Source organism: Streptomyces sp. NPDC003697 (assembly GCF_053587115.1).
Genome location: NZ_JBSFNN010000001.1, coordinates 179,707 through 203,976, shown reverse-complemented (window position 1 = coordinate 203,976; position 24,270 = coordinate 179,707). Strand labels below are relative to the sequence as shown.

General features: G+C 73.9%; 20 protein-coding genes and 1 tRNA gene. 10 read left to right on the top strand and 11 right to left on the bottom strand.

Features of this window, described 5'->3' with window-relative positions; all coding sequences use genetic code 11:
- Positions 1–436 precede the first annotated feature (436 nt).
- Entirely contained in the window at positions 437–700 is a 264-nt protein-coding gene (locus ACWDNY_RS00870; RefSeq protein WP_451643526.1) for a hypothetical protein, read from the bottom strand.
- Between the two features lie 191 nt (positions 701–891).
- Here ACWDNY_RS00870 and ACWDNY_RS00865 point away from each other — a divergent pair, with 191 nt between their 5' ends.
- Positions 892–1,350 (top strand): RpiB/LacA/LacB family sugar-phosphate isomerase, encoded by a 459-nt coding sequence (locus ACWDNY_RS00865; RefSeq protein WP_451643525.1) that lies wholly within the window; start codon positions 892–894, stop codon positions 1,348–1,350.
- 194 nt (positions 1,351–1,544) lie between these two features.
- Here ACWDNY_RS00865 and ACWDNY_RS00860 read toward each other — a convergent pair whose 3' ends face one another.
- Positions 1,545–2,687: an MGDG synthase family glycosyltransferase gene (locus tag ACWDNY_RS00860; RefSeq protein WP_451643524.1), complete on the bottom strand. Its 1,143-nt coding sequence runs from the start codon at positions 2,685–2,687 to the stop codon at positions 1,545–1,547.
- A gap of 429 nt (positions 2,688–3,116) precedes the next feature.
- On the opposite strand from ACWDNY_RS00860, the gene ACWDNY_RS00855 reads away from it, so the two are divergent.
- On the top strand, positions 3,117–3,887 hold the full coding sequence (locus ACWDNY_RS00855) for a cobalt-precorrin-6A reductase (protein WP_451643523.1): 771 nt from the start codon (positions 3,117–3,119) through the stop codon (positions 3,885–3,887).
- A gap of 268 nt (positions 3,888–4,155) precedes the next feature.
- Here the strand turns inward: ACWDNY_RS00855 and ACWDNY_RS00850 are convergent, their stop codons facing one another.
- From ACWDNY_RS00850 to ACWDNY_RS00840, 3 genes are all read right to left on the bottom strand, one after another.
- On the bottom strand, positions 4,156–4,494 hold the full coding sequence (locus tag ACWDNY_RS00850; RefSeq protein WP_451643522.1) for a YciI family protein: 339 nt from the start codon (positions 4,492–4,494) through the stop codon (positions 4,156–4,158).
- Between the two features lie 43 nt (positions 4,495–4,537).
- The gene (gene cobF / locus ACWDNY_RS00845; protein WP_451643521.1) at positions 4,538–5,392 is read right to left on the bottom strand and encodes a precorrin-6A synthase (deacetylating); all 855 of its coding nucleotides are present in this window, start codon (positions 5,390–5,392) and stop codon (positions 4,538–4,540) included.
- A 131-nt stretch (positions 5,393–5,523) separates the two neighbouring features.
- On the bottom strand, positions 5,524–6,042 hold the full coding sequence (locus ACWDNY_RS00840; protein ID WP_451643520.1) for a DUF309 domain-containing protein: 519 nt from the start codon (positions 6,040–6,042) through the stop codon (positions 5,524–5,526).
- Positions 6,043–6,143: 101 nt separating this feature from the next.
- Here ACWDNY_RS00840 and ACWDNY_RS00835 point away from each other — a divergent pair.
- Positions 6,144–6,217: transfer RNA gene (locus ACWDNY_RS00835), tRNA-Pro, on the top strand.
- A gap of 283 nt (positions 6,218–6,500) precedes the next feature.
- Here ACWDNY_RS00835 and ACWDNY_RS00830 read toward each other — a convergent pair.
- Entirely contained in the window at positions 6,501–7,118 is a 618-nt protein-coding gene (locus ACWDNY_RS00830; protein ID WP_451643519.1) for a L,D-transpeptidase, read from the bottom strand.
- Positions 7,119–7,314: 196 nt separating this feature from the next.
- On the opposite strand from ACWDNY_RS00830, the gene ACWDNY_RS00825 reads away from it, so the two are divergent.
- Entirely contained in the window at positions 7,315–10,035 is a 2,721-nt protein-coding gene (locus ACWDNY_RS00825) for an ATP-binding protein (RefSeq protein WP_451643518.1), read from the top strand.
- A 281-nt stretch (positions 10,036–10,316) separates the two neighbouring features.
- Here the strand turns inward: ACWDNY_RS00825 and iolD are convergent, their stop codons facing one another.
- The 4 genes from iolD to iolC form a co-directional block, all read right to left on the bottom strand.
- A complete protein-coding gene (gene iolD, locus ACWDNY_RS00820) occupies positions 10,317–12,308 on the bottom strand; it encodes a 3D-(3,5/4)-trihydroxycyclohexane-1,2-dione acylhydrolase (decyclizing) (protein ID WP_451643517.1) in 1,992 nt (663 codons plus the stop codon).
- 10 nt (positions 12,309–12,318) lie between these two features.
- Entirely contained in the window at positions 12,319–13,251 is a 933-nt protein-coding gene (gene iolB / locus ACWDNY_RS00815; RefSeq protein WP_451643516.1) for a 5-deoxy-glucuronate isomerase, read from the bottom strand.
- Between the two features lie 208 nt (positions 13,252–13,459).
- On the bottom strand, positions 13,460–14,338 hold the full coding sequence (locus ACWDNY_RS00810) for a Cgl0159 family (beta/alpha)8-fold protein (protein ID WP_451643515.1): 879 nt from the start codon (positions 14,336–14,338) through the stop codon (positions 13,460–13,462).
- Between the two features lie 13 nt (positions 14,339–14,351).
- Complete coding sequence (gene iolC / locus ACWDNY_RS00805) at positions 14,352–15,323, bottom strand: 5-dehydro-2-deoxygluconokinase (RefSeq protein ID WP_451643514.1); 972 nt, start codon at positions 15,321–15,323, stop codon at positions 14,352–14,354.
- Between the two features lie 327 nt (positions 15,324–15,650).
- Between iolC and ACWDNY_RS00800 the strand changes: the two genes are divergently transcribed.
- From ACWDNY_RS00800 to nhaA, 6 genes are all read left to right on the top strand, one after another.
- Entirely contained in the window at positions 15,651–16,664 is a 1,014-nt protein-coding gene (locus tag ACWDNY_RS00800; protein WP_451643513.1) for a sugar ABC transporter substrate-binding protein, read from the top strand.
- Between the two features lie 5 nt (positions 16,665–16,669).
- Positions 16,670–17,740 (top strand): ABC transporter permease, encoded by a 1,071-nt coding sequence (locus ACWDNY_RS00795; RefSeq protein ID WP_451643512.1) that lies wholly within the window; start codon positions 16,670–16,672, stop codon positions 17,738–17,740.
- 5 nt (positions 17,741–17,745) lie between these two features.
- Positions 17,746–18,672, top strand: coding sequence for an ATP-binding cassette domain-containing protein (locus tag ACWDNY_RS00790; RefSeq protein WP_451643511.1), 927 nt, complete (start codon positions 17,746–17,748; stop codon positions 18,670–18,672).
- A gap of 1 nt (position 18,673) precedes the next feature.
- Positions 18,674–19,576 carry a sugar phosphate isomerase/epimerase family protein gene (locus tag ACWDNY_RS00785; RefSeq protein WP_451643510.1) on the top strand — a complete coding sequence of 301 codons (903 nt, stop codon included), beginning with the start codon at positions 18,674–18,676 and terminating at the stop codon, positions 19,574–19,576.
- A 112-nt stretch (positions 19,577–19,688) separates the two neighbouring features.
- Positions 19,689–20,294: a GOLPH3/VPS74 family protein gene (locus ACWDNY_RS00780; RefSeq protein ID WP_451643509.1), complete on the top strand. Its 606-nt coding sequence runs from the start codon at positions 19,689–19,691 to the stop codon at positions 20,292–20,294.
- 218 nt (positions 20,295–20,512) lie between these two features.
- Complete coding sequence (nhaA, locus tag ACWDNY_RS00775) at positions 20,513–22,390, top strand: Na+/H+ antiporter NhaA (protein ID WP_451643535.1); 1,878 nt, start codon at positions 20,513–20,515, stop codon at positions 22,388–22,390.
- A gap of 45 nt (positions 22,391–22,435) precedes the next feature.
- Here nhaA and ACWDNY_RS00770 read toward each other — a convergent pair whose 3' ends face one another.
- Entirely contained in the window at positions 22,436–23,596 is a 1,161-nt protein-coding gene (locus tag ACWDNY_RS00770; protein WP_451643508.1) for a Gfo/Idh/MocA family protein, read from the bottom strand.
- Positions 23,597–24,270: the final 674 nt, after the last annotated feature.

The window sequence follows — 24,270 nt, the reverse complement described above, 5'->3', positions numbered from 1 at the left end:
CTATTCCGATATGTGAGCTTGGGTGGGGGTACCCCCTGCTCGAGCGGAGCCGAGAGCTTGGGGGAGCGTGCCGGGTGTCGCGACAGGCGACGTCGCCTGTCGCGGCACTCGTGCCTGCCGTGCACCGGCGCCCGTTGCGGCACGGGCCCCGGCCGGGCGGCGCCCGACGGACGGCCTCACCGCACCGCCCGAAGCCCGAGGTCGCCCACGACGGCTTCCGGGTGCCGGGCCGGGCGAGGACCCGCACCGGACGCCGCGTGGCCGTTTGCCGGACGCGCGCGGCCACTCGCCGGGCGACGAGGCCGCTGGTGCGGCCCGGCGCGGAAGGCCGCTGGGCGGGCACCGGCGCCTCAGGGCCTCCGGTACGGGCGCGGTACAGGCCCGCCGCGGGGTCCGTGCGGGGCGGCGGTCACGGTGACGCCGGTGCGCCGGGGTGTCAGCCCGTGCAGGTGAGCCACCGGTGCAGCGCCCGGTGCACGCTGTCGGGCAGCGCGCTCAGCTGTTCGATCGCCTCCCGGTCTCCCGGCAGCGGGGCGATGCCGGCGGCGGTGAGCGCCGCGTGCAGGTCAAGGCGGCGCAGGTCGTAGGGGTCGATGGAACACCTGATGCGCTGCGCCGGGTCGGGCGGCGGCAGCAGGAAGTCGTCGTGGGTCTCGCGGTCCCAGGCGGAGGCGTCCGGCAGGGTCGTCATGGTCTGCATCGGTTCATCCGTTCTGTCGCGTCGTGCCGTCCTGGTCGGAAAGGAGGCGGGCCGCCGGTACCGCGGTTGCACGGGCGCCGGTGAATCACCCGGTGGATGCAACCGTCGTCTCGTCACACCGGACCGCGGCGGCCGTGTACCGGAGCGGGCCGGTCTTGGAGCGACCGTTCGCGCTGAGTAGTCTCCGAGGCATGCGGATCTCCGTCTCCTCGGACATGGACGAAGCCGTGGCCCGCTCGCTGGTCGCCCGGCTGCGCGAGCGCGGACATGACGTGGTCACGCACGGCGCGCTGCGCCCCGGCGACGACCCGCAGTGGGCGGTGTGCTCCGCGGCCGCGGCCCGCGACGTCGCCGGGGGGACCAGCGACCAGGCCGTCGTGTGCTGCTGGACCGGCACGGGCGCCTCCATCGCGGCCAACAAGGTGCCGGGTGTCCGGGCGGCCCTGTGCACCGACGCCGCCACGGCGGACGGCGCACGCCGCTGGAACGACGCCAACGTGCTGGCGCTGAGCCTGCGTCTGACGTCCGAGCCGCTGCTCGGGGAGATCCTCGACGCCTGGTTCGCCGCCGCGCCCAGCGAGGACCCCGAGGACGTGGACAACGTCGCCCGCGTCGGCCGGCTCGACCTCGACCGGACCGGCCGGGTCTAGGACGTCCGTCCGCCCTTTGCCGCCGCGGCCGGGGCACCGCACCCCGTCGCCCACCGCCGTGTCGCCCGACGGGCACTTCCGCCCGCCCGACGGGGGCGGCTGTACGCGGCGGCCCCCGCCGCCGGACCCGCGACGGCAGCGGTGAGCGGCAGGGCCGCGCCCGGTCGACGCACTCGGATGCCCCGGGGCAGTGGCTACGCCCGGTCGGCGCCCCGAGCGTGGACCAGGTGGGACAGCGCGTCGTCTCGGAAGAGCGCCCGCCCGGCGGCGATCCGCCGGTCGCGCTCCGGGCCGGGTTCCGTGAGCCGGGACAGCGACCGCAGCAGGCCGGACGCGTCCGCCGCCCGGTCCGACACGCCGAGGGCGGCCATGCGGTCGACCCCCTCCGCCCCATGCCCGGGCAGCGGCCGGTGACCGATCACCGGGACCCCGGCGGCGAGGGCCTGCACGGCGGTCTGCCCGGCCGCGTTGTCCACCAGGGCCGCACAGGCGTGCAGCAGGTCCGGCATGCCGGTGACCCAGCCCGGTGTGAGGACGCCCGGGAGACCGGACACGGCACGCCGCAGCCGTTCGTTGCGTCCGCACAGCACGACGGGCAGGAAGCCGTTCCCGGCAAGCAGCCGCGCGGTGCCGGCCAGGTGCGACCCGGCTCCCCACGCCCCCGCGGACAGCAGCACCGCCGGGCGCCCGGGGGCGAACCGCTCGAACCGCCGCCGCCACCCCGCAGCCCCCGGTCCCTCGGTTAAGAAGCCCGGAGCCACGACCGGGCCCGTCGTCCGGGCCGGCCGGCCGATGCCCCGCCGCACCTGCGCGGCCGCCTCGTCCGTGACGCACAGATGCAGGTCGTTGCCCGGGTGGAGCCACTGCCGGTGCACGGCGAAGTCCACGACGACGACAACCGCGGGCACCCGCAGCACGCCCTGCGCCCGGAGGTGGCCGGTGAGCTGGGCGGCCAGATGGAAGACCGGAACGACCACGTCGGCCCCCGTCTCGCGCACCCGGCGCATGAACGGGTCCGCCGCGAGCCGCGCCAGCGGAGTGCCGCTCGGGCGGGGGTGGGGGCCCGGCCGCAGGAAGTACGCGTAGATCCCGGCGTACACCCAGGGGAAGCGGCGCACCGACGCCTGGTAGAAGCCGCGCAGTCCGGATCCGACGCCGCGGGGCAGGAGCGTGAGGACGTCGACGACGTGCGCCTCCCTTCCGGCGGCCCGGGCGCGGCGGACCAGCTCGGCGGCGACCGTGTCGTGACCGGAGCCCATGCTGGCGCTGACGACGAGCAGCCGTTCGGCCCCGCCGTAGGGGGTCCGGGCGGGCCGGGCGGGCGCGTGTTCGGTCATGGGTCCCCGAGGGCGGCAGCGGAGGCGCCGCCGCCGTTTCCCGGGCGGCACCGGGGGGTGGGTAACCGCTCCGCACCGCGGTCAAACGGGCCCGCCGGTGCCGCCACCCGTGCGGCGCACGGCACGCCGGCCACCAGCATCCCGGCCGGACGAGCCGCCGCCACGGACCCCGGGCCCGCGCGGCCGCGCCGGGGGTGAGCGCGGCACCCTCGGGTCCGGGGCGGTACCTCGGGGGAGTGCGCGTCCGGGGCGGTGCTTCCGGGGTGGTGTCCGTCCGGTGCAATCGCGTCCCGGCCGGTGCCCCGGGGCGGCGCGCGCCCGTGCCCGGCACCCACCGCATCCGCGTCCCGGTCGGTGGCTCCGGGGGCGGCGTGCCCCGGGAGCCACCCGCGTCCCGGCCGGCGGGCACCGCCTCGTACGCTCGGCGCCATGTCCCCGCACGTCCTGGTCCTCGGCGGCACCACCGAGGCACGTGAGCTGGCCGCCGAGCTCGCGGCACGTCCCGGCTGGCAGGTGACCACCTCGCTGGCGGGCCGCGTGGCCCGCCCCGGCGCGACGGCGGGGGAGGTCCGCGTCGGCGGCTTCGGCGGCGCGGAGGGCCTGGCGGCGTGGCTGCGCGCGCACCACGTGGACGCCGTAGTCGACGCCACCCATCCCTTCGCCGCGTCGATCACACGGAACGCGGGGCGGGCGGCCGCCCTGACCGGAGTCCGCCTGGTCGTCCTGCGTCGCCCCGGCTGGCGGCCCGGCCCCGGGGACCGCTGGCACCCGGTCGCCTCGCTGGACGCGGCCGCGGAGGCACTGCCCTCCCTCGGACGCCGGGTGTTCCTGACGACGGGGCGGATGGGCCTCGCGGCGTTCGCCCACCTGACCGGGCTGCACTTCGTCGTCCGGTCCGTGGAGCCGCCCGAGCCGCCGATGCCGCCGGACACGCACGTCGTCCTGGCCCGCGGACCGTTCACCGTCCAGGACGAGACGGCGCTGCTCCGCGCGCACCGCGTCGACGTGCTGGTGACCAAGGACAGCGGGGGAGAGGCGACGGCGGCGAAACTCACGGCGGCACGGAACCTGGGCCTGCCGGTCGTGGTCGTACGGCGCCCGCCGCTGCCGGACGGCGTGACCGCGGTCCCCGGCGTGGCCGGCGCGCTGGCCGCCCTGCACGGGCCGGGGCCGGGCCTGCCGGAGCCGGACGGGCGGTGAGGTGGCCCCGCCACGAGCGGCCCGGTCCGGCAGACGGGAGGGGAGGCGCGGCGGTCTGGCCCGATGCCGGATTCCGTCGACCTGCCGACGCGAGGTTCCGCGCCGTACGACCGCACCCCGCGACCGGCAGCAACGCCTCGACCACCGCCCGCGCCTCGTCCGTCGGATCGTGCCGCCCAGCCACGTCACCCACGGGCCCGCAGCATGCGGACCCCCGGGTCACGAGCCACTGCCGAACCAGGCCCCAGCCGTGGCGGGTGGTCTTCGATCAGACGGTCGGGTCGGCCATGATCTCCCGGACCTCCTGCGCGCAGCGGCACGCGGCGGCGATCTTGGAAGCCCACTCCAGCGCGTCCTCGCGTGAGGGCACATCGATGATCGAGAACCCGCCGAGGACGGCCTTGGTCTCCGGGTACGGGCCGTCGGTGACGCTCCCGTCGGTGGCCACGACGCTCGCCCGCTGGCTCTCCAGTCCACCGCCGAAGACCCATACGCCGGCCTCCTGAGCCTCCCGCACCACCGCCTGCGAGGCCTTGGCCACCTCGGGCAACTCCTGCTCGGGGAAGGTCATCGCGCCGTCGTCGAACGAGATCAGGTACCGCGTCACCGATGGCTCCCTTGTCCGGTGGCCCCCTTCGGCCGCCCTCACCCTACGACGGACGGCGCCCTCCGGGATCGACGCTCCTCCCGGCTCTCGAAACAGGTTCACCGCTCCCGGTCCGCTGGTCGCCCTTCGGCTGGGCCGGCTTCCGGCGCAGCAGGTATGTGTCCATGATCCAGCCCTTGCGCTCGCGGGCCTCCGCCCTCAGGCGCTCGATCCGCGGGGCCGCCTCGGCGATCGGGCCGGAGACGAGGATCTCGTCCGGGGTGCCGATGTAGGCGCCCCAGTAGATGTCGACGTCCTCGTCGGCGTACCGCCGGAACGCCTGGTGGGCGTCGAGCATCACCACCACGTCGTCCACGGCTTCCGGGAACCCCTCCGCGAGCCGCCGGCCGGTGGTGATCTGCACGGGCCGCGCGACCCGGTTGAGGCCCGTGCGGTGCCGGGCGACCAGCGCGGACACGCTGCTGATGCCGGGCACGACGTCGTAGTCGAAGGAGACCGTGCCCCGCTCCAGCACCTCCGCCAGGATGCCGAGCGTGCTGTCGTACAGCGAGGGGTCGCCCCAGACGAGGAACGCGCCGGTCTCGTCCCCGCCCAGCTCCTCGGCGATCAGCCGCTCGTAGATGTCGGCGCGGGCGGTGCGCCAGTCCTCGACGGCGGGGGAGTAGGCGGCGCCGCCCGCGGACCGGTCCCGGTCGGGGTCGCGGGCCTCCACCAGGCGGTACGTGCCCTCCGGCACATGTGTGCGCAGCATGTCCCGGCGCAGCCGGACCAGGTCCGACTTCGCCTCGCCCTTGTCGAGGACGAAGAACACGTCCGTGTCGCGCAGCGCCCTGACGGCCTGCAGCGTCAGCTGCTCCGGGTCGCCCGCGCCGATACCGATGACATGAATCTTTCGCACGCCCCGAGTCTGCCGTACGCCTTCGGCGGCCCGCGCACCCGGTTCCGTACCGCCGCAGGCAACCGCCCGCCACCGGCGCCCCGTGCGCCCCGCGCCACGGACGGCCGGCCCGGGCCTGCCGCGGCGTCAGGTCACGGCGCGGCCCGCAGCCGGGGGGCCCGTTCCGCCGCGTCCACGGGCGCTCCCCGCTCCACGGCGTCCGCGAGCTCGCCGGCCCAGCCGGCCAGCCCGGGGAGGTCCATCCCGTACGGGTGGTGCTCGCCGGAGTCCGCCGCCCACCCCTGCACGGCGCCGGCGCCGCGCCGCAGCAGCCGGGCGCCCCCGGCGACGTTGCCGCGGGCGGCGTGCGTGAGCCCGACCGCCAGCTGGGCGAGGCCGCGCCACAGGGCGCGCTCCGCCGCGGGCCCCGACTTCCAGGCGTCCTCGAAGACCTCGTGCGCGTGGAACGGCTTGCCCTCGTCCAGCAGCGCCTGGGCCTCCGCGACCGTCTGCCCGGGGGTGCGGACGACGCCCTCGGGCTGCCGCGGCACGCCGTCCGCGCCGTACGGCAGGGGCCGCCCGAGCCCGTCGCGCGGCCGGGCGTTGCGTGCCCGGCCCTCGGTGTCCCGGTCCCGTGCGTCGGCCGGACGGTCGGATGATGTGCTGCCCATACGCCGATTGTCCCCCGCGGCCGAGCTCCTTTCGGCGCATCCCCCGCCGTGGGGTAAAGTGGCGTTCACGCGATCACACGGGTCACCGCACGTGAGCGCATCGGGACGTGGCGCAGCTTGGTAGCGCACTTGACTGGGGGTCAAGGGGTCGCAGGTTCAAATCCTGTCGTCCCGACTCGTTGGAGTCGCAGGTCAGGGCCGGTTTCGGAGCCATCCGAAACCGGCCCTTGATCATGCTTGGGGACCATGTGGCAGCTGACGCCTGAGGACCCACTCCGGTACCGGAGGCCGCACGCCCTATGAGGTGTGTGCACCGTCCGCACGATCGTCTCGGTAAGCATGCTCACGACCAGCCCCCGCGCGGTTTCGCCGGCCACCGTCCGCCGATCCTCCGTCCCCGGAGGCCGAGGCCTTCGGGGACGGAGGATCGGCGAACTGGGACGTGGGCTACGCGTGGATCAGCGCACCGTGAGCAGGGCAGCGCGTCCGTGCTTGTTCATGTAGCTGAACAGCTGGGCGATGTGGTGGGGGTGGAGCTTGATGCAGCCGTTGGACTTGTAGTCCGACACCCCGTCCCAGCGCTGCGGGCTGTCGGGTCCGTTGCGTGGCCCCTGCTTCCTGTCCCTGGTCATCTCGCTGTGGATGAACAGCGCGTTGCGCTGGGTCTTGCGCGAGTAGCAGTTCTTGGCAGGCAGGCCGATGGCGTATCCCTTGATCGTCCCGTTCCGGCTGGTCTCGAACGAAGACGGTCGGTACGTGCCGTTGGGGAGCCACCCGACGTCCTTCACGCACTCGTTCCGATACCGCCTGCCCGCCGGTGTCCCGTTGTTGGCCGCAGTTCCCAGACCTGACCCGGCGCGGTAGCTGGCGACGCGGGTCCTGCCGTTCCAGACCTGAAGCGTCGAGTTGGACGGGTCTTTCGCGTTCTTCACGAACACCAGCGCCACAGGGGACGCGGCCGCGGCGTGGGCAGCCGACGGTGCACCGGCGGTCGGTTGGGCAGTGGCGGTGACCGCTCCGGTGGCGAGCACGGCCATGGCGGCCATCCCCACCACCACCCTGTTCAGCATGTTCATGGTGATGTATCTCCTCGGTTGTCCGCCCTTACCGCAGGGCGCCGGCCGGACGTTCCGTGCCGTCGCAAACGACTGTTCCGTAGCCGGGCGAGGAGAACACCAGTGCAAGCAATTCCCGCATTTGCGGCGCAATGTGCATCTCCGTAACCTGCTGTCTTTCGGTTGCACTGCAACAAACGACAGGCGGTAGCGGGAGTTGACGACGGGGGAAGAAGACTGCTTCGAGTACCTCGCGCACAGCCTCGTGCGGGCGCTCGACGCATGGGCCGCGTGCGTGAACGGTGCGGTGTCGAAGGGCCGACCGATGCGCAAGACGTTGGTCAGGGTGCTGGAGCAGGAGCGGGACACACCGGGGTGGGCGGCGCGCGCCCCCATCGACGGGCCCCTGCTGTCGTACTGGCTCCGCGGACGCGGGCAGTTGCTTCCCGGCACCAAACACAACCGGCTCCCCGGTGTCGAGGACAGCGCGGCCGTCGCTCGAGCGCTGAAGGCGCAGGCACCCGGCAACGCCGAGCGGCTGCCTGCCATCGGCCGGGAGATCTCCGATCTGGCAGCCGGGCTCCAGGAGACAGCCGGACGCGGGTGGCGCCGTCGGATCAGCGAGAGCAGCTTCGTCCAGGCGGGCGAGACGGGCGCCCTGCCCGCCCCCCGGGCTCCTGTCGGGCCCAGCATGGAGCAGGCGACGAGCTTCGTCGGCCGGACACCCGAGCTCGTCGCGGGCAGCGCGCTGATCGAACGCTGCCGCCTCGTCACGCTCGTCGGAGTTGGAGGTGTGGGCAAGACCCGGCTGGCCCAACGCCTGACCCGAGACGTGGCACATCGCTTCGAGGACGGCGTCCACTGCGTGGAGTTGGCCGATCTCCACCCCGGCCAATCCGTGGCCGCGACAGTCACCGCGGCATTCGGTCTCCAAGTCTCGGCCGAACAGGATCCGTTGCGCGAGCTTGCCACTGCGTTGCAGGGACGCAGGGTGCTTCTGCTCCTCGACAACTGCGAGCATCTGCTGGACGGGTGTGCCCGGACCGTTCGAACGCTGCTGGCCCTGCTGCCGCGACTCCGCGTCATCGCCACCAGCCGTCAGCCCCTCGACATCGGCGAAGAGCATGTGCTGCGGGTGATGCCCCTGGACGTTCCCCTTGTGAGCGACGGGGACCGGAGGCGGGAGGACGCCACAGGGCGGATCCGTCCGGAATCCCCAGCCGTCACCCTCTTCACAGACCGAGCCGAGGCCGCTTGTCCCGGATTCCGGGTGACCAGCACCAACCAGACGGCGGTCATTCAGGTATGCCGCATGCTGGACGGCCTGCCCCTGGCTCTGGAGATCGCCGCACGCCGGCTGCGCACGCTGACGCTGGAGGAACTCGCCCAGCGGATCGAGCACCGGTTTCGCCTGCTGGGTCCGGGAGGCGGTGAGCGCACCGCGCATCCGCGACACCGCGCACTGCGTGCGCTGTTCGACTGGAGTTGGGACCTGTGCACCGATGACGAACGGGCCGCCTGGCAACAGCTGTCGCTGTGTGCCGGGGGAGTGCTGCTGACTGATGCCGAGCAGCTCTGCGGGGCCACTTTCCCGCACGGAACGCGGGCTCCGGTCGGCGACCGTGCTGTCGACGCCTTCGCGACCCTGTCCGGACTCGTGGACAAGTCCCTCGTCAGCAGGGTGGACGTGGGCGGTCACACCCGGCTCCACATGCTTGAGACGGTCCGCGCCTACGGGCTGGAGCGTCTCAGGGAGAACGACCACGCGCAGAATGCCGTGCGCCGCCACCGTGCCTACTTCCTCGACCTCGCGGCGCGGGCGGGAGCCGCCTACGGCTCCGCCGAGCAGGCCAACTGGTTGCGGCGGTTGCGTCCCGAGCACCCCAACCTGCGACAGATCGTCACTGCGGTCCCGCCGGCCGGGGAGCCCGCCGAAGCTGTCCTGCGTGCGGCTCAGGGCTTCTGGCTGCACTGTCTGACGTCGGGCAGGGTGGGCGAAGGCGCTCACTGGATGCAGGTGATCATCGACCGTCACCCATGCCCGTCCGAGTCGCCGGGAGCGGTCCTCTCCTGGTGCCGGGCCGCATGGGTCGCCGGCTTCCTGCTGCTGATGCACGGCGACCGCGACAACGCCGCCCGAGTGATCGACATGGTTGACCAACCGCTGGCAGACCTGTCCGCCTCACCCGGCCTGCCGGACATGACGGCGGACGAAGGGGAGCGGACCGAGCTTGCCGCCGCCTTCCTTCAACTGCGCGGGCTGGCGGCCCTCATCGAACAGGACATCCCGCAGGCTTCCACCTACGCGCTGTCCTCACTGGCCGCCGGGCGGTGGGCGACGATGCTGCTGACGCAGCCCCAGTGTCTCGCTCAACTCGGTCTCGCCGCGGTGATGCAAGGAGATCGCACGCGGGCCCTTTCCCTGCTGGAGGAAGCCCTCGCCATCTCCGCCACGCGCGGTGACACATGGCATCGGTGCTACCTGCTGTGGATCCTCGCCGTCGTCCACGGAGAAGCCGGGGAGTTCCCGGAGGCCCTCGGTCTTCTGCGGTGTGCCCTCCGGCTCGTGGAGGAAATCGAGGAGCGCATGGGAGAGGCGGTACTGAGCGACACTCTTGCTTGGCTGCTTGCCTCGCAGGGCGACGCCCGTTCGGCAGCACTTGTGCTCGGAGCTGTGGACCGCGTGTGGAAACCCTCCGGCGTTCCCCGGCATTTCGGATTCGCTCATATGGCCGCTCACCGTCGGCGAGCCGTGGAACAGGTACGTCAGACGCTCGGGGAGACGGCCTACACGCACGTCTACCGGGAGGGTCAACGTCTCCCCTTGCGCGAAGTGCTGGAAACCGCCTTCGCCGGACATGGGGCACTTGACGGACGGCACAGCCGGTGGGCCGACAAAGGCATCGGCTCCGGGCGGGCACTGCGCCTCCCTCGATAGGAGCATTCGCGCGCGTGGATCGAGTGGATCGAGTCGGGGAGGCAGAGCGCGCTCGCGTCCGGCACTCCTGGGGGCCAAGGGGTCGCAGGTTCACATCCTGTCGTCCCGACTCGTGACAGCGCGAGTCAGTGCCGAAGGGGCCGTGGCAGAGCGATCTGCCGCGCCCCCTTCGCCGTCTCCGGGATCCGGTCCACGGCCCGGGGCGGGCCGCCGGGACCGGTCACGGTCCGGGCCGGGCACCGCGACGGGCGCCCGGCCTGGTCGGCACGCGCGGCCCGGCGTCACAGATGCCGCCGGCGCTCGGCGGCGTGCCGGTCGTACTCCGCGCGCGCCCGGACGGCGGCCTCCCGGGTGGCCGTCTCGGCCACCGGCACGTCCCACCACGCCTCGGCCGGGGGAGCGGCCGGCGCCCGGTCCCCCGTGTCCGTCTCGACGTACACGCAGACGGGGCGCTCGGAGGCCCGGGCCGCGGCGAGCGCCTCCCGCAGCTCGCGCACCGTCTTGGCGCGCAGCACGTCCATGCCGAGACTGCCCGCGTTCGCCGCGAGGTCGACGGGGAGCGGCGGGCCGGTGAAGGTGCCGTCGGCGGCCCGGTGGCGGTAGGCGGTGCCGAAGCGTTCGGCGCCCACCGACTCCGACAGGCCGCCGATGGAGGCGTAGCCGTGGTTCTGGATCAGCACCAGGTTGACGGGCAGGCCCTCCTGGACGGCGGTGACGATCTCCGTCGGCATCATGAGATAGGTGCCGTCACCGACCAGGGCCCAGACCACCTTCTCCGGCGCGGCCTGCTGGACGCCGATCGCGGCCGGGATCTCGTAGCCCATGCAGGAGTAGCCGTACTCCAGGTGGTACTGGCGCGGCGAGCGGGCCCGCCACAGTTTGTGCAGTTCGCCGGGGAGGGAGCCGGCCGCGTTGACGACCACGTCGTCGTCGCCGACGACCGCATCCAGCGCGCCGAGGACCTGCGTCTGGGTCGGCACGGCGCTGCCGTCGTCGGCCCGGTACGCGGCCTCGACCACCCGCTCCCAGCGTTCCCTGCCCGCTCGGTACTCCGCCTCGTAGGCGGCGCCGACGCGGTGACCGGCCAGCGCCTCGGTGAGCGCCTCCAGTCCGGCCCGGGCGTCGGCCACCAGGGTGCGCGCGGCCATCTTGTGCGCGTCGAAGGCGGTGATGTTGAGGTTGACGAAGCGGACGTCCGGTCGCCGGAACAGGGTGCCGGAGGCCGTGGTGAAGTCGGTGTACCGGGTGCCCACGCCGATCACCAGGTCCGCGGTGCGGGCCATGTCGTCGGCGACCGCGGTGCCGGTGTGCCCGATGCCGCCGAGGTCGGCGGGGTGGTCGTGGCGCAGCGATCCCTTGCCCGCCTGGGTCGAGGCGACGGGGATGCCGGTGGCATCGGCCAGGGCCCGCAGCGCGTCCTCGGCGGCGCTGTGGTGGACGCCGCCCCCGGCGACGATCAGCGGCCGGGCGGCGGCGCGGACGGATCGTACGGCGTCGGCGAGTTCCGCCGGGTCGGGGGCGGGGCGCCGGACGCGCCAGACCCGCTCGGCGAAGAACTCCGCGGGCCAGTCGTACGCCTCCGCCTGCACGTCCTGCGGCAGCGCGAGGGTGACGGCGCCGGTCTCGGCCGGGTCGGTCAGGACGCGCATCGCGTGCAGCGCGGAGGAGACCAGGGCCTCGGGGCGGGTGATCCGGTCGAACCAGCGGGAGACCGGGCGCAGCGTGTCGTTCACCGACACGTCCGCCTCCACCGGGTGTTCGAGCTGTTGCAGCAGCGGATCGGCGGGGTGCGCGGCGAAGTAGTCACCCGGCAGGAGCAGCACCGGCAGACGGTTGACGGTCGCCAGGGCCGCCCCGGTGACCAGGTTGGTGGCGCCCGGGCCGATGGAGGTGGTCACCGCCATCGTCGACAGGCGGCCCCGTTCGCGGGCGTACCCGACCGCCGCGTGCACCATCGCCTGCTCGTTGCGTCCCTGGTGGTACGGCATCACGTTCCCGCCCGCCTCGACCAGTGCCTGGCCGACGCCCGCCACGTTGCCGTGGCCGAAGACGCCCCAGGTACCGGCGATCAGCCGCTGCCTGGTTCCGTCGCGTTCCGTGTACTGGGCGGCGAGGAAGCGCACCAGCGCCTGCGCGACGGTCAGACGGACGGCCGGCGGGCGCGGCCGGCCGGACCGCCCCGGCTCGTCCGGCCGGTCCGGCTCGCTCTGCCGACGCGGCTCGTTGGTTCCGCCCGGCTCGCTCGGCCGGCCCGGCTCGCTCGGCTGGTTCATCGGGGACCTCTCACGGGGACGACGGGGTGGAAGCGGCGGACGGCGCGGTGTACAGGGGCAGGCGCGGGTCGACGGGCTGCCCCGGCCACGTGTCGCGGATCCAGGCGTGGTCGGGGTGGTCGCGGATCAGCCAGGCGCGTTCGGCGTCGGGGCCGGCCATCACGTTGAGGTAGTACATGTGGTGGCCGGGCACGGCCATCGACGGCCCGTGCCAGCCGTCCGGGACGAGCACGACGTCGCCGTCGCGCACCTCGGCCAGCAGATCCGTCCCCACGCCCCGCCCGGACGGGAAGACCCGCTGGTAGCCGAGGCCGGGCGTGCCGTCGTGGGCGGCGAACTCGAAGTAGTAGATCTCCTCCAGGACGGACTCCTCGCCGGGCCGGTGCTCGTCGTGCTTGTGCGGCGGGAAGGAGGACCAGTTGCCGCCCGGGGTGATCACTTCCACGGCGATGAGCCGGTCGCACTCGAACACGCCGGCGGCGGCGAAGTTGTTGACCTGGCGGCTGCAGCCGCCGGTGCCGCGCAGTTCTACCGGCACGTCCGCGGCGGGGCCGTAGCGGGCGCGCAGGCGGCGGTCGCAGCGCGCACCGGTGAGCGCGAACCGTCCGCCTCCGTCGCTGGACAGGGTCGTCCGGGCGTCGCGCGGCACGTAGGCGAAGTCGCTGACGGCCGTGAACACGCTCTCCCGGCCGGTGAGCCGGAAGGCGCTGTGGCCGAAGTCGTCGGCGCAGCCCACCGTGCAGCTTCCGCTCAGCGGCAGCACGATCCACTCGGTGTCGCCGGTGTCGAAGGTGTGCGAGCCCCCCGGCGGCAGGTGCAGGACCCGCAGCGCGGTGTGGTCCCAGCCGGCGGACCCGGGGGTGACGTCCACGGCACAGGACCCGCCGGACGCCTTGCCGGCGGGCAGGTGGTACGAGCTGGACGAACTGGGCGAGCTGGTCATCGGGGTGCCTCCTCGGCAACGGACGTCCTCACAGCCGGCCGTCTCACGACGGACCTCCTCTGGAACGGGCCTCCTCCCGGACCGGATCCGTCTCGGATCGGACGACTCACCGCGAACGCCGTCCGGGCGGGCGCCGTCAGCACGGGCGCCGTCAGGACGGGCGCCGTCACGACGGGTGCCGTCACGACCGACTTCGTCAGGACGGGTGTCACAGCAGGCCCACGGCCGTGTCCACGGCCGCCTCCACGCTGCCCTCGGCCGGATATAGCAGGGAGCGGCCGACGATCATGCCCTGGACGGTGGGGAGCCTGAGCGCCTTGCGCCACCGCTCGTAGGCGCCCTCCTGATCGTCGCCGACCTCGCCGCCGAGCAGCACCGCCGGCAGCGTGGAGGTCTGCAGGACCTCGGCCATGTCGTCGGGGTCCTCGGTGACGGGCAGCTTCAGCCAGGTGTACGCGGAGGTGCCGCCCAGGCCCGAGGCGACGGCGATGGAGCGGATGACGGCCTCTGCGGACAGGTCGTTGCGGACCCGGCCGTCCACGCGGCGGGAGACGAACGGCTCGACGAACACCGGCAGCCGCAGCTCGGCCATCTCGTCGATCGCGCGGGCGGCCGATTCCAGGGTGGCGAGCGAGCCGCGGTCGCCGAAGTCGATGCGCAGCAGCAGCTTGCCCGCGTCGAAGCGGAGCCGGGCGAGGTCGCGGGGGCGGTGGCCGGTGAAGCGGTCGTCCATCTCGAAGGCGGCGCCCTCGAGGCCCCCGCGGTTCATGGAACCCACGACGACCTTGCCGTCCAGCACCCCGAGCAGCAGCAGGTCCTCCAGGATGTCCGCGGTGGCGAGCACCCCGTCGACGCCGGGCCGCGACAGCGCGAGGCACAGCCGCCGCAGCAGGTCGGCGCGGTTGGCCATGGCGAGTCCGCGGCCCCCGACGGCCAGCGCGCCGCGCGCCGGATGGTCGGCGGCCACGATCAGCAGGCGCCCGCCCGGGCCGATCAGCGGGCGCCGCACCCGGCGGGCGGCAGCCTCCGCGACTGCCTGGGGGCACGTGGCCCTGACCGCGGTGAGGTCGGGGATGCGCAGGGTCAAGTCGGGGCTCCGTTCAGGCGGTGGCGCGCGCGAGGAGGTCGTCGACCTCCGCGCCGGTGGGCATCGCGGAGGAGCAGGAGAGGCGGGAGGCGACGAGGGCGCCGGCGGCGTTGGCGTACCGCACGGTCGTCGTCAGGTCCCAGCCGGACAGCAGCCCGTGGCACAGCGCACCGCCGAAGGCGTCGCCGGCGCCGAGGCCGTTGACGACCTCCACGCGAACCGCCGGCACCTCGGCCCGGGTGCCGTCCCGGTGCACCGCCAGCACGCCCCGCCGGCCCTGCTTGACGACGGCCAGTTCCACGCCCGCCGCGAGCAGCGCCTCGGCGCAGGCCGCGGGCTCGCGGACGCCGGTGGCGATCTCGCACTCGTCCAGGTTGCCGACCGCCACGGTGGCGTGCCGCAGCGCCTCGGCGTAGTGCGGGCGCGCCGTGCCGGGGTCGGTCCAGAACATCGGGCGCCAGTCGAGGTCGAAGACGGTGGTGCCCGCCCCGGCGCGGGCCGTGACGGCGGCGAGGGTGGCGGAGCGGCTCGGCTCCTCGCTCAGGCCGGTGCCGGTGATCCAGAAGATCCGGGCGGCGCGGACGGCGTCGAGGTCCAGCTCCTCGGGACGGATCTCCAGGTCCGGCGCCTTGGGCCGGCGGTAGAAGTACAGCGGGAAGTCGTCCGGCGGGAAGATCTCGCAGAAGGTGACGGGGGTCGGGTGGGCGCCGACCGGCGTCACGAAGCGGTCGTCGACCCCGAACTCCTTCAGCGCCCGGTGCAGGAAGGCCCCGAACGGGTCATCGCCCGTGCGGGTGATGATCGCGGCGGCGCGGCCCAGGCGGGCGGCGGCGACCGCGACGTTGGCGGCCGATCCGCCGAGGAACCTGCCGAAGGTCTCCACCTCGGCCAGGGGTACGCCGGACTGCAGGGGGTAGAGATCGACCCCGATGCGGCCCATGGTGATCAGGTCGAAGGACGGTGCGGACGGGACTGGCTCGGCCATGCGCGACGCTCCTGGAGAAGTGCGGGGTGCGGTCCTCGAGGGCTCCTGCGACGGTGGGCACGCCGTCCCCGAGGCCTGCCGCATCTCAGGTGTAGAGCCCAGCGTCCGCACTGTCAATGCTTTGTACTTACATTATGACCAGCTAGTGAAATGATGTCCTAACAAAGTATTGACAGCGGGCGCGTCAGGGGATTTGATCCGGTCCCAGCACCACAGCCGCACCCACGGCACACGACCCGGACCCGAGCAGACCGGGCCCGGGACCCTCGCGCTCGCCGCGGTCTCCCGTCCCGTCGTTCCCCTGTCGCACAGTGAGGTGCCGGAAAGATGGACCGCTCTTCTCGCTCCCGCACATTCGCCCCCGTCGTGGCCGCGGCCGCGGCGGCGGCCCTGACCCTGGCCGGCTGCTCCAGCGGCTCCGGCGGCAAGAAGGCCGAGGAGGGCGGGGGCGGCGCCTCCGCGGGCAGGGCCACCACGCCCAGGATGACGGTCGCGCTGGTCACGCACCAGGCACCCGGCGACACCTTCTGGGACATCGTCCGCAAGGGCGCCGAGGCCGCCGCCGCCAAGGACAACATCAAGCTCGTCTACTCCGCCGACCCCAACGCCGGCAACCAGGCCGGCTACGTGCGCAACGCGGTCGACCAGAAGGTCGACGGCATCGCGGTCACCCTGGCCAAGCCGGACGCCCTCAGGGGCGTCGTGAGCAGGGCGACGAGCGCGGGCATACCCGTCGTGGGCCTCAACTCCGGCCTCAGCGACTGGAAGCGGCTCGGCCTGACGGAGTTCTTCGGGCAGGACGAGACCGTGGCGGGCGAGGCGTTCGGCAGGAAGCTCAACGAGGTCGGCTCCAAGAAGGCCGTCTGCGTGATCCAGGAACAGGGCAACATCGGCCTGACCCAGCGCTGCGACGGGGTGAAGAAGACGTTCCGGGGCGCCCTGGAGAACCTCTACGTCAACGGCACCGACATGCCGTCGGTGAAGTCGACCATCACGGCCAAGCTCAAGCAGGACGCCGGCATCGACTACGTCGTCACCCTCGGCGCCCCGTTCGCGCTGACCGCGGTGCAGTCGGTGGGCGACGCCGGCAGCAGGGCGAAGATCGCCACCTTCGACCTGAACCGGAACCTGACCGGAGCCATCCGGAAAGGCACCATCCAGTTCGCCGTCGACCAGCAGCCCTACCTCCAGGGGTACCTGGCCGTCGACGCGCTGTGGCTCTACCGGACCAACGGCAACTACAGCGGCGGCGGCGAGCAGCCGGTGCTGACCGGACCTGCCTTCGTCGACGCGTCCAACGTCGACAAGGTGGCCGCGTTCGCCGCGAAGGGCACCCGGTGACGCGGATGACCCAGCAGACCGCGCCGGCGGTGGGCACCACGCCGGCCCCCGGACCCGGGCGGACCGGCGGCCGCACTCCGCGACGCCCCCTGGCGCTGCGCCTGCTCGCGCGGCCGGAGGTCGGCGTCCTCCTCGGTGCCGTTGCCGTGCTCGTCTTCTTCCTCGCCGTCGCGCCCTCGGTCCGCCAGGGCGACTCGATGGCGACGATCCTCTACCAGTCCTCGACCATCGGGATCATGGCGCTGCCCGTGGCGCTGCTGATGATCGGCGGCGAGTTCGACCTGTCGGCCGGCGTCGCCGTCGTCACCTCGGCACTGACCGCCAGCATGCTGAGCTACCAGCTCACCCTGAACGTGTGGACCGGCGTCGTCGTCGCGCTGGCGGTCTCCCTCGGGATCGGCGCGTTCAACGGCTGGGTGCTGGTGAGGACCGGGCTGCCGAGCTTCCTCGTCACACTCGGCAGCTTCCTGATCCTCCAGGGCGTCAACCTCGCGGTGACCGCGCAGATCACCCGCAACGTGGCCACCGACGACATCAGCGCGATGGACGGCTTCGACCAGGCCAAGGCGGTCTTCGCCTCGTCGTTCGACGTCGGCGGGACCGAGGTGCAGATCACCGTCGTCTGGTGGCTGCTGTTCGCGGCGCTCGCCACCTGGGTGCTGCTGCGCACCCGGTACGGCAACTGGATCTTCGCCGTGGGCGGCGACAAGGACAGCGCCCGCGCTGTCGGCGTCCGGGTGACCTTCACCAAGATCTCGCTGTTCGTGCTGGTCGGGTTCGGCGCCTGGTTCGTCGGTATGCACCAGCTCTTCGCCTTCAACACCGTGCAGTCCGGCGAGGGCGTCGGGCAGGAGCTCATCTACATCGCCGCCGCCGTGATCGGCGGCTGCCTGCTCACCGGCGGCCACGGGTCCGCGATCGGACCGGTCTTCGGCGCCTTCATGTTCGGCCTGGTGAACCAGGGGATCGTCTACGCCGGCTGGAATGCCGACTGGTTCAAGGCCTTCCTCGGTGCGATGCTGCTCGGCGCCGTCCTGGTCAACCTGTGGGTCCGGCGCACGGCCACCCGGAGGTGACCCCCGTGACCCGCAACGGAACCGCGGCCGACGGCCCCCTCCCCGCCGACGCCTCCGCCCCCGGCCGGCCCGTGGTCGAGCTGCGCGGGGCCGGCAAGTCCTACCGCGACCTCCGCGCCCTGCACGGCGTCGACCTCGCCGTGCACGCCGGGAAGGTGGCCTGCGTGCTCGGCGACAACGGCGCCGGCAAGTCCACCCTCATCAAGATCATCTCGGGGCTGCACCAGCACACCGAGGGCGAACTCCTCGTCGACGGCCGGCCGGTGCGGTTCACCGGCCCGCGCGAGGCGCTCGACCGCGGCATCGCCGCCGTCTACCAGGACCTGGCCACCGTGCCGCTGATGCCCGTCTGGCGCAACTTCTTCCTCGGCTCCGAGCTGACCCGCGGCCCCCGGCCCGTGCGCCGCCTGGACATCGCGCGCATGAAGCGGACCGCGGACGCGGAGCTGCGCGCCATGGGCATCGTCCTCGACGACCTGGAGCAGCCCATCGGCACCCTCTCCGGCGGTCAGCGCCAGTGCGTCGCGATCGCCCGCGCCGTTCACTTCGGCGCCCGCGTCCTCGTCCTGGACGAGCCGACCGCCGCGCTCGGCGTCAAACAGTCCGGGGTCGTGCTGCGGTACATCGCCGCCGCCCGCGACCGCGGCCTCGCCGTCGTCCTCATCACCCACAACCCCCACCACGCCTACCTGGTGGGCGACCACTTCAGCGTGCTGCGTCTGGGCACGGTCGAACTCAGCGCCGACCGAGGCGAGGTGAGCCTGGAGGAGCTGACCCATCACATGGCCGGCGGCGCGGAACTCGCCGCCCTCAGGCACGAGCTCGCCCAGGTGCACGGCGCCGACGTCGGCGGGCTCCCCGGCGAGGACCCCGCCCCGCCTGTGGCGCCCCCCTCCGGCGAAGGCGCCCCCTCCAGCGAAGGGACCCCCTGACGTGACCCCTGTGCTCGACCGCATCCGGGTCGGCTCGGCCCCCGACTCCTGGGGCGTGTGGTTCCCCGACGACCCCCGGCAGGTGCCCTGGCAGCGCTTCCTCGACGAGGTCGCCCAGGCCGGCTACTCCTGGATCGAACTGGGCCCCTACGGGTACCTGCCGACCGACCCGGCCCGCCTCACCGACGAGGTGGACCGGCGGAACCTGAAGGTCTCGGCCGGCACGGTCTTCACCGCACTGCACCGCGGCCCGGCCGTGTGGGAGGCAACCTGGGAGCACGTCGGCCGGGTCGCCGCACTCACCCGGGCCATGGGCGCCCGGCACCTCGTCGTCATCCCCTCCTTCTGGCGCGACGACAGGACCGCGGAGCTCCTCGAGCCGCCGGAGCTGACGGCCGAGCAGTGGGCGCACCTGACGACCGGCATGGAACGGCTCGGCCGCGAGGTGAAGGAGGCCTACGGCCTGGACATCGTCGTCCACCCGCACGCCGACACCCACCTCGACACCCAGGTCCACGTCGAGCGCTTCCTCGACTCCACCGACCCCGACCTGGTCGGCCTCTGCCTGGACACCGGGCACTACGCCTACTGCGGCGGCGACAGCGTCGAACTCATCGAGACCTACGGCGAGCGCATCGGCTACCTGCACCTGAAGCAGGTCGACCCGGACGTCCTCGCCGACGTGGTGGCGAACGGTGTCCCGTTCGGCCCGGCCGTGCAGCGCGGGGTGATGTGCGAACCACCGACCGGCGTCCCCGCGCTGGAACCGGTCCTGACCGCCGCGCAGGCACTCGGCGTGGACCTGTTCGCGATCGTCGAGCAGGACATGTACCCGTGCGAGCCGGAGCGGCCGCTGCCCGTCGCCGCGCGCACCCGCAGGTTCCTGAGATCCTGCGGCGCCTGACGAAATCCGGACCCCGGTGGTGCACGATGGGTAGTGAGTGTTCCGGCCCGCCGTAGCCCCCCGGGGCGAGCGCCGGGCGCCGGCCGTGACCCGTGCCGTCGAGGGGATCCCCATGAGCACACCGCGCGATCTGCTGATCGTCGCCCTGGACGTCCTGCCGGTGCGGCCCCTGCAGCCGGGCGACCTCTCGCTCGCCCTGGCCGGGGCCGAGGCCGTCGACCTGCTGCGCGGCGAGGTGATCGGTCTGGAGGACGGCCACGTCGTGCCCCGGCTCCGGACCGGGCTGGACGACCCCCTGCTGGACGAGGCCGCCGCGTCCCTGAAGCCCGTGGCGCCGCACGAGTCGCTGGAGGACTGGCTGTGGCGCCGGGGCCTCGGCCTGTCGGCGCGGTACCTGGCCACCCTGGAGAGGGAGGGACAGATCACCTGGCGCCGCAGCCGCTGGCTGCCGCTGAGCGGCGGCCACCGGGTGCTCGGCGACACCGAGACGCGGCGGCGGGCCATGGCCCGCTGGGCCGCGGACGACCCGGTCGTCGTGGCGCTCGCGGCGGCGATCGGGGTACGCGAGGAGGGGGACACGTTCGACCCGGGCCCCATGGAGGAGGCGGAGCTCACCGTGGTGGCCACCGTGCACGACGCGGTGGCGGAGCTGGCGGCCGTGCGCCGGCGGCGCGCCATCGAGAACGCGGCCTTCGCGAACGTCTGGCGGGGCGCGTAGGGCCCCGCCGCGGAGGCGGGGCCTCGCCCCCGCAGGGGCGGCGCGGCGTGCGGTGCGTGTCCCCGTCGCCGTTCAGCCCGTCCGCGTGGCCCTCGGCCAGGTGACGAACGCCGTGCTCCGCCCCCCGAGGTGCCGGTGCCCCGCTCCGGCAGCCACCGCAGACCGGGAGGACGCACCAGGTGTCCCAGCCACAGCCGCCGCCGGCCCGGCCGCCGGCGATGACCGAGCAGACCGACTCCGGCACGGAAGCGCGCGGCCCGCTGCTCGCCTTCCTGCGCACCGAGACGGGCAGCGCCGCGGTGCTGCTGGCGGCCGCGGTCGCCGCACTCGTGTGGGCCAACGCCTCGCCCGGCACGTACGAGTCCTGGTGGCGCACGCGGCTGGCGCTCACCGTCGGCTCGACGGGGGTGTCCCTGGGGCTGCGGGAGTGGGTCAACAGCGGGCTGATGGCGCTGTTCTTCTTCGTCGTCGGTCTGGAGGCCCGCCGCGAACTCGACATGGGCGAACTGCGAGAACGCCGCCGGCTCGCGCTGTCGGCCATCGCCGGGACCGCGGGGATGGCCGTCTCGGCCGCGCTCTATCTCGCCGTCAACGCCGGACACGGCTCCGCACACGGCTGGGGCACGGCCATGTCCACCGACACGGCCTTCGCCCTCGGCTTCCTCGCCGTTTTCGGCCACCGCCTGCCCAGAGGCCTGCGCGTCTTCGTGCTCGGCCTCGCGGTCGCCGACGACTTCCTCGCCCTCGTCGTCATCGCCTTCGTCTACTCGGGACAGCTCTACGTCCCGGCGCTGCTGACCGCGCTCGGCGTCCTCGCCGCCCTGCTCGCCCTGCGCGCGGCCGGAGTGCGAACCCTGGCCGCGTACGCGGTCCCCGCCGTGGCCCTGTGGGGCGCCCTGCTGCGTTCCGGCGTGGATCCGGTGGTCGCCGGGCTGGTCATGGGCCTGCTCTTCTACGCCCATCCGCCCCAGCGGCACGCACTGGAACGCGTCACCCGGCTCTTCCGCAGCTTCCGCGAGCAGCCGACCCCCGAGCTGGAGCTCCTCCTGCGCCGCGGCCTCGCCTTTTCGCTCTCGCCCAACGAGCGGCTGCAGCGCATGTTCCACCCCTGGACCAGCTACGTCGTCGTGCCCCTGTTCGCGCTCGCCAACGCCGGACTCACGATCAGCCCCGGCCTCCTCGCGGACGCCCTCACCTCACCGGTCACCCTGGGTATCCTGCTCGGCTACCTGGTGGGCAAGCCGGTCGGCGTCGTCGGCGCCACCTGGGCCGCGACGCGGCTCAGCCGGGGGCGGCTGCGCCCGCCGCTGGGCTGGGGCGCCGTCACGGCGGCCGGCACCCTGGCCGGGGCGGGCTTCACGGTGTCCCTGCTGATCGCCACCCTCGCCTTCCACGGCGCCCGGCTGGAGGAGGCGAAGATCGGCATTCTGGGCGCCGTCGTCGGCTCCTTCCTCCTCACCTGGCTGGTCACCCGCGTGCTCGCCCTGCTGCCGCCCCGCCGCCGGGCCCGCGCCCTGCTGGGACAGGGAAGCGTCATCGTCGACCTCAGCGAGCCCGTCGACCCCGCACGCGACCACGTCCGCGGCCCGGTCGACGCGCCGGTGACCCTCGTCGAGTACGGCGACTACGAGTGCCCGTACTGCGGCCTGGCCGAGCAGGTCGTGCGGGACGTGCTGGCCCGCTTCGGCGACGACGTCCGCTACGTCTGGCGGCATCTGCCGCTGACCGACGTGCACCCCAACGCCCAGCTGGCCGCCGAGGCGGCCGAGGCCGCCGACCGCCAGGACCGCTTCTGGGACCTGCACGACGTCCTCATCGCCCCCCAGACCGATCTGGGGCCGAACAGCCTGCTCCGGCACGCCGAGCGGGTCGGACTCGACGTCGACCGCTTCCACCGGGACCTGCGCGACCACGTCGGCGCGGACCACGTCGCCGAGGACGTGGAGTCGGCCGATCTGAGCGGAGTCTCCGGCACCCCGACGTTCTTCGTCAACGGCCGCCGCCACCACGGTGCCTACGACGTCGCCACCCTGTCGGCGGCGGTCCAGACCGCACGCGAGCAGGCGCTACTGGCGGCGGCGGAACCGGGGGGCTGACCCGGTGCGCCCGGCGGCCCGCCCCTGCCGGCGTCGGCGCGGCGGTCAGGTCGCGGACACGTCCACCCAGGTCCCGCTCCGCGACGAGCGGGCCATCGCGTCCAGCACGGCCGCGCTGCGCACGGCGTCCTGGAGCGTGGCTCCGTACGGGGTGCCCTCGGCGATCGAGCGGAGGAAGCGGCACGCCTCGATCACCTTCAGGTCGTCGAACCCCATGGCGTTGCCCGCGCCCGGCTGGAACGCGGCGAACTCGCCGTGTCCGGGGCCCACCAGCACCGTGCTGACGGGCTGGTCCTGGTAGGCCGTGCCACGGCTGACGCCGAGCTCGCCGAGGCGGCGGAAGTCCCAGAACACCGCGCCCCGGGTGCCGTGCACCTCGAAGCCGTAGTTGTTCTGCTCGCCGACCGACGTCCGGCAGGCCTCCAGCACCCCCCGGGCGCCCGAGGCGAAGCGCAGCAGACAGCCGACGTAGTCCTCGTTCTCGACCCGGCCCGGCTCGCCGCCGGAGGCCAGCGTGTGACCGGCGGTGGCGCCGGCCGGGCGCGCCCGCTGCGGGACGAAGACGGCCGTGTCGGCCACCACGGACGTGATGTCGCCCAGCAGGAAACGGGCCAGGTCCGCGCCGTGCGAGGCCAGGTCGCCCAGCACGCCGCTGCCGCCGCGCCGCCGCTCGTACCGCCAGGTCAGCGCACCGTCGGGATGGGCCGCGTAGTCGCTGAACAGCCGGATCCGCACATGCGTGACCGTGCCGATCCCGCCCGAGGCGATCAGGTCGCGCGCGGCCTCCACGGCGGGCGCGTTGCGGTAGTTGAAGCCGACCGCCCCCTGCACGCCCGCCTCCGCCACGGCGTCCGCGACCGCGCGGGCGTCCGCCGGCGTCAGCCCCACCGGCTTCTCGATCCAGAGGTGCTTGCCGGCCTCCGCCAGGGCGACGCCGATCTCGCGGTGCAGGTGGTTGGGGGCGGTGACGCTGACCGCCCGCACCCGGGGGTCGGCCGCCACCTCGCGCCAGTCGCGGGTGGTGGAGGCGAAGCCGAACTGCGCGGCGGCCTCCTCGGCGCGGTCCGGCACCTCCTCGGCCACGGTCACCAGCTCCGGGCGCAGGGGGAGGTGCGGATAGTGGTGCCGGACCCGGGCGTACGCCCGGGTGTGCACCCGGCCCATCCATCCGAACCCGACGACCGCGACGCCCAGCGTGTCCACCATGGAAACCCCTTGTCGGACCGGTCCACCCGCTGCCCCGGCCACCCTCGGCGCGCACCGCCCACCTGTCAATCGGCCTCACCCGTGATGGTGCGACGCCGGCCGACGGGGGCGCGGACGACGGCGGACGCCGCCCGCAGCGGCCGGCCGCCACCAGCTGACCGCGGGTGGGCCGGGCCACCGCACGGCCGCCGTCCAGGCGACGCCGACGTCGGCCACGAGGCCTTGGCGGTGGCCGGGCCGCGGGCGCGGAACCGGGCCGGGCTCGAGGGCGGCGCCGAGGAGGCGGTGCGACGCGCCGCCGGACGGGTACCCGTTGTGCCGTAGGTGTGGCGCGAACTGACGGACAGCGCGACGAAGTTGGGGCTCACCCCGGCCGAGTGGGCGCTGTCCGTCCGCTGTCGTCGCACCCGTGGGCCGCCGGCCGCTCGGAGGGGAGTGGCCGGCGGCCGCCCCTCCGCCGGGGCACCTCCACCGCCCAGCCCGCCCGCGCCGGCACCGTCCACCGTCGCGCCCACGGCCACCTTCCGTTCATGCCCAAGGCCACCTTCCCGCGCGCCACAGACCACCTTTCCGCGCGCCCCCCTGCACCCTCCCGCGCGCGGAGCGCCCACACCGCGCTGACGAGCGCAACACGGTGGGTCGGCCCCGTACGGCCCGACCCGCCGCCTGCCCAC

Bases quoted from the DNA above. Each gene is read 5' to 3' on its own strand.
- ACWDNY_RS00870 (WP_451643526.1), bottom strand. From the start codon at position 700: ATGCAGACCATGACGACCCTGCCGGACGCCTCCGCCTGGGACCGCGAG.
- ACWDNY_RS00855 (WP_451643523.1), top strand. From the start codon at position 3,117: ATGTCCCCGCACGTCCTGGTCCTCGGCGGCACCACCGAGGCACGTGAG.
- iolC (WP_451643514.1), bottom strand. From the start codon at position 15,323: ATGGCCGAGCCAGTCCCGTCCGCACCGTCCTTCGACCTGATCACCATG.
- ACWDNY_RS00860 (WP_451643524.1), bottom strand. From the start codon at position 2,687: ATGACCGAACACGCGCCCGCCCGGCCCGCCCGGACCCCCTACGGCGGG.
- iolD (WP_451643517.1), bottom strand. From the start codon at position 12,308: ATGAACCAGCCGAGCGAGCCGGGCCGGCCGAGCGAGCCGGGCGGAACC.
- ACWDNY_RS00830 (WP_451643519.1), bottom strand. From the start codon at position 7,118: ATGAACATGCTGAACAGGGTGGTGGTGGGGATGGCCGCCATGGCCGTG.
- nhaA (WP_451643535.1), top strand. From the start codon at position 20,513: ATGACCGAGCAGACCGACTCCGGCACGGAAGCGCGCGGCCCGCTGCTC.
- ACWDNY_RS00795 (WP_451643512.1), top strand. From the start codon at position 16,670: ATGACCCAGCAGACCGCGCCGGCGGTGGGCACCACGCCGGCCCCCGGA.
- ACWDNY_RS00780 (WP_451643509.1), top strand. From the start codon at position 19,689: ATGAGCACACCGCGCGATCTGCTGATCGTCGCCCTGGACGTCCTGCCG.
- ACWDNY_RS00840 (WP_451643520.1), bottom strand. From the start codon at position 6,042: ATGGGCAGCACATCATCCGACCGTCCGGCCGACGCACGGGACCGGGAC.
- ACWDNY_RS00800 (WP_451643513.1), top strand. From the start codon at position 15,651: ATGGACCGCTCTTCTCGCTCCCGCACATTCGCCCCCGTCGTGGCCGCG.
- ACWDNY_RS00770 (WP_451643508.1), bottom strand. From the start codon at position 23,596: ATGGTGGACACGCTGGGCGTCGCGGTCGTCGGGTTCGGATGGATGGGC.
- ACWDNY_RS00865 (WP_451643525.1), top strand. From the start codon at position 892: ATGCGGATCTCCGTCTCCTCGGACATGGACGAAGCCGTGGCCCGCTCG.
- iolB (WP_451643516.1), bottom strand. From the start codon at position 13,251: ATGACCAGCTCGCCCAGTTCGTCCAGCTCGTACCACCTGCCCGCCGGC.